The 3,025-nt window shown below is 48.9% G+C and carries 3 protein-coding genes; 1 reads left to right on the top strand and 2 read right to left on the bottom strand.

Going from position 1 to position 3,025, the window contains the following annotated elements:
* Together ACEW8S_RS09085 and ACEW8S_RS09080 are read right to left on the bottom strand one after the other, a co-directional pair.
* The coding region (locus tag ACEW8S_RS09085) for a sugar phosphate isomerase/epimerase family protein (protein WP_373517840.1) at positions 1-608 on the bottom strand (608 nt) is incomplete at its 3' end.
* Between the two features lie 163 nt (positions 609-771).
* Positions 772-2,265 (bottom strand): Gfo/Idh/MocA family protein, encoded by a 1,494-nt coding sequence (locus ACEW8S_RS09080; protein ID WP_373517839.1) that lies wholly within the window; start codon positions 2,263-2,265, stop codon positions 772-774.
* A gap of 287 nt (positions 2,266-2,552) precedes the next feature.
* Here ACEW8S_RS09080 and ACEW8S_RS09075 point away from each other — a divergent pair.
* The coding region (locus ACEW8S_RS09075) for a 6-phosphogluconolactonase (protein WP_373517838.1) at positions 2,553-3,025 on the top strand (473 nt) is incomplete at its 3' end.

Here is a 3,025-nt window from a genome sequence, read left to right as displayed (position 1 = left end):
TATTGCATCTTCACGACCTCCGGATCCAAAAGATCAAGCATCTGATCATATTCATATTTTCCATCGAATTTGGTCTCGAATTCCACGGCATGATTATGGAAGGCGGCGACCATGCCCGCCCTTTTTATTTTTTCGCCCGCGGTATTCATAAAGCTACATTTCTCCCTTAATTCTTCCAAGCTTTCGGAATGCAATCCCCCCGAAGCCACAAAATGTTCGAGGCCCATTGCATTGGCGAATTCGATACGTTCATCCAGGTTTCCGTTCATCTCGTCCCAGGTAAAATGGCTGCTATTGCATTTCATTCCCGTATCGGTAATCATTTGCATCAGTTCTTGTCCCGAAAATTTTGCCAAAGGCTCAAAAGGACCCATATAGCCCTTGGGCGAGCACATTTCAACGTATTCATAGCCCATACCCTTCATTTTGTTCAAAGTACCCGTAAGGTCTTTGCCAATATCCTCCCGTAAAACGTAGGACTGAAATCCTATGGGCATGGTTACCAACCTGTTCGTGGTAGCCGCGAAAACTGATGTTGGCATATTCGATAATATACCTACTGAAGCCAAGGTCATCGTTCCTTGGGTTAAAAATTGTCTTCTTTTCATGTTGTTCTGTTTTTAAAAAAGATGTTAATATAGCTCTTTTGTTCCAATATCAGGTCAACTAGACCACCCTCGAACTTTCGGGGGCTAAAGACCAATGGGTTTTGTTTCGGACTGAAGGTCTGCAAAAGTTCAACCATGTGCCCAACGCCATACACATAGTATACTACGCAGGCATTTCGGGTAGTTCCCATCCATCCCTATAGGTATGTTTTATATATTCGGTTGCAGATTCCAAGGCGTTCAGCGTTACATGCTCGGTATTCCATTTGGGTACGCCGTTGACCATTTCGAAGCCACTGGTCTTGACCACCTTCATAGTTTCTTTCGCATCGATATTGGTGAACTGCATTTGCTCCCCGTCCCATTTCAGGATTTTGTTCAAGCCTTTGAGACGTATGGCAAGCACGCCCAATAACACCATCTCGTTGAAGGGGCCGGAATAGGCAAAATGGGCCGATCCCTGGACCCGGTTTTCGGGAGATTCCTTACAGGCCCGTATCCAATCCTGTTCATGGGGGCCATCGCTATAATCTACGGAGTTCGGAACCCTTCGTAAATATGGGGTGACCTCGGGGACCCGGCCCGAAAGTAATCTCGGGTTGAATCCGCCGCCACCACAGATCAGCGTATCCTTCGTACCGACGAAAATACATCCTCCGAGGCCATCGTTCATGAACGGCATACCGTCTTCGATCATCCCGGGGCGGTCGGGCAGAAATCCGCCATCGTACCAATGTACATCTACGGCCGGTAACTCTAGTTTTTCCATCTCCTCCCTGGCCGGAAATTGAAAGAGTACTTTCTCGGCCTGAGGTGCGCTTTCGGTATTGGCCGTTGTGGAGCTTCCCGAAATGGCCTCGGGGTATTTTAATTTCAGGGCGCGGTACACGGGATCCATGATGTGGCAGGCCATATCGCCGAATGCCCCGGTACCGAAATCCCAGAAACCGCGCCAGTTCCACGGGGTGTAGATTTCGTGATAGGGACGCATGGGCGCCGGCCCGATGAACAGGTCCCAGTCAAAGTTTTCGGGGATTTCCATTATTTCGGTGGGCCGTTCCAATCCCTGTGGCCAAATGGGGCGGTCGGTCCAAGTATGGGCTTCCGTCACCTCCCCGATTTCGCCGTTCCAGATCCATTCGCAAAGCTGGCGTACGCCGTCGCCGGAATTTCCCTGATTTCCCATTTGGGTAGCTACCGGGTGTTTTTCCGCCAGTTTGGTCAATAAGCGGGATTCGTAGACCGAGTGCGTCAGGGGTTTTTGGCAAAACACATGCTTGTTCATAGTCATTGCCGTGGCGGCCACGGTAGCATGGGTATGATCGGCCGTGGCCACCATTACGGCATCCATCGATTTGCCGAGTTCGTCGAACATCTTGCGCCAATCGAAATATTTTTTTGCCTTGGGAAAGGTATCGAAACAGCGCTGGCTATAGTTCCAGTCGATATCGCAGAGACCGATGATGTTTTCGGTATTCATGGCCATAAGGTTCGGCATGCCCTTGCCGCCCACGCCGATACCTACGATATTCAGTTTATCGCTGGGCGCCTTATGGCCCAATCCGCTGACGGCAAAGCTGGGCACGATGCTAATGCCCGCACCCACGATCATGGATTCTTTGATGAATTTTCTACGCGAATTGGTTTTTTGTTCCATGGGCACGGCGTTTTACAGACGAAGTCGAACCGCTTGCCATCGGGCGAACACTAGGGCACGTTCAAGGTACCTTGGCCCCCGGACATTTCCCAGAGCGTTCGAATGGCTTTTCCCGAGAACCAACGATTAGTCCATAAATGTAATAAAAAATAAGTATTCTTCGATACTTTATAAAATCCCATCATTAATTGGTGTAACCCAATAGTATGTTCATGAGCTTGTTCGGGTATTTTGGAGTTCGAGACCCACACCCTATATTTGATCCACATCCCAAACCTATTACTTCAATGAAAATTCAATACTGTGCAGATTATGGGGAAATGAGCCGATTATGCGGCGATGCGATCCTTTCCGGTCTAAGGGAAAATCCTAAGCAATTGATGTGTACCGCCACCGGAAATTCCCCGAAAGGGATGTACCGTCATTTAGCGGATGCCTATCTAAAGGAACCCAAAGTATTTGAAAGACTGCGGATACTAAAATTGGACGAATGGGGCGGTATTCCTTCCTCCGATCCAAATTCTTGTGAAACTTTTGTCCAGCAAAAAATACTGGAGCCCTTGCATATTTCCCCGGACCGGTATATCTCGTTTCAAAGCGATCCGGCTTCCCCACGGAAGGAATGCGAACGGATACAGCGGGAAATCGACCGTAACGGCCCGATCGATATCTGTATTTTAGGATTGGGGAAGAACGGCCACATCGGATTCAACGAACCGGCGAAAACGCTAACGCCTTTCTGCCACGTTGCGAAACTTTC

It is taken from the genome of Pricia sp. (genome assembly GCF_041745955.1).
Classification (GTDB): Bacteria; Bacteroidota; Bacteroidia; order Flavobacteriales; family Flavobacteriaceae; genus Pricia.
Note: the sequence above shows the minus strand (reverse complement) of the source record. Positions and strands in the feature narration are given on the sequence as shown.